2 protein-coding genes are annotated in these 1,207 nt (G+C 45.7%); both read left to right on the top strand.

Annotated elements, in window-relative coordinates; genetic code table 11:
* Nucleotides 1–101 precede the first annotated feature (101 nt).
* Nucleotides 102–281, top strand: a complete 180-nt coding sequence (gene rpmF, locus A3729_RS20910; protein ID WP_068506763.1) for a 50S ribosomal protein L32 — start codon at nucleotides 102–104, stop codon at nucleotides 279–281.
* 31 nt (nucleotides 282–312) lie between these two features.
* Nucleotides 313–1,207, top strand: an 895-nt coding sequence (gene plsX / locus A3729_RS20905; protein WP_068634240.1) for a phosphate acyltransferase PlsX, incomplete at its 3' end; no start/stop codon positions are given.

Genomic DNA, 1,207 nt, shown 5'->3' with positions numbered 1-1,207 from the left:
CCAAAGAGAATCCTTTCAGCGTGCTTTCAGAACTGAATTTAAAGAAATAATCGGTGAGCTAAGCTCATCAATTGATTTGAAATACCCGCGGGAGAACAAATATGGCTGTTCAAAAAAGTAAGAAAACTCGTTCAAGACGTGGCATGCGTCGTTCACATGACGCGCTAGGCACTGCAACTTTATCTGTAGATCCAACTACAGGTGAGAAGCACTTGCGTCACCACGTTTCTGCTGACGGTTTCTACCGTGGCAAGAAAGTAATTGAGACATTAGAAGACTAGTACGTAAATACTAGTTTCTGAAGACGGCGAAATGTCTGTAGGAATCACCATTGCAGTTGATGCAATGAGTGGCGATGATGGCCCTCAGGTTGTTGTCCCTGCTGTTTTTGCCTATCTTGAAAAGCTTCAGTCAAATGATGCTTCTCAAGCGTCTCCGGCAGCCAGCTGCCAAAGCAAAGCCTTCAATATCATCCTTGTTGGAAAACAGGTTGAATTGGAGGCTTTGTTGCACTCCTACCCAGAAAATCCATCAATATCGATTGTTCACGCCGAAACCGTTGTCTCTATGGATGACCGTCCTTCTCGTGTGCTGCGCAGTAAGCAAGATTCCTCGATGGCTGTGGCACTCCAACTGGTCAAGTCTGGTCAAGCTCAAGCTTGTGTAAGCTCAGGAAATACCGGTGCTTTGATGTTGTTAGGGCGATCAATACTGGGAACCTTTCCCGGTATAGATAGGCCCGCGATTACTAAAATGTTTCCTTCTCAAGGTGGTGGCTGTTTCGTTCTGGACTTAGGTGCAAATGTTGATAGTTCGGCCGAACATCTTCTTCAGTTTGCAATCATGGGCCAAGTATTAGCAAAAATTACCAAAGGCGTTGAAAATCCCCGGGTGGCACTGTTAAATGTTGGCGGTGAAAGTATTAAGGGTAATGAGCAGGTTAGGTTAGCCGCTTCGTTAATAGAAGAAAGTGAAGCGCTCAACTATATCGGCTTTGCTGAAGGCGGCGATATCTTTCGTTCCTATGCAGATGTTATCGTTTGTGATGGCTTTGTTGGCAATGTGGCGCTAAAAAGTGCCGAGGGTGCTGCCAAAATTCTGCTTTCCGGTATAAAAGACTTTTTCAAAGAGTCATGGTACCGGAAGTTGCTGGGTCGTCTCATGCTGCCTTTGCTGGCAAAGACATTGAAGCAGCTAGACCCAGACA

Source organism: Oleiphilus sp. HI0043, assembly GCF_001634935.1.
Note: the sequence above shows the minus strand (reverse complement) of the source record. Positions and strands in the feature narration are given on the sequence as shown.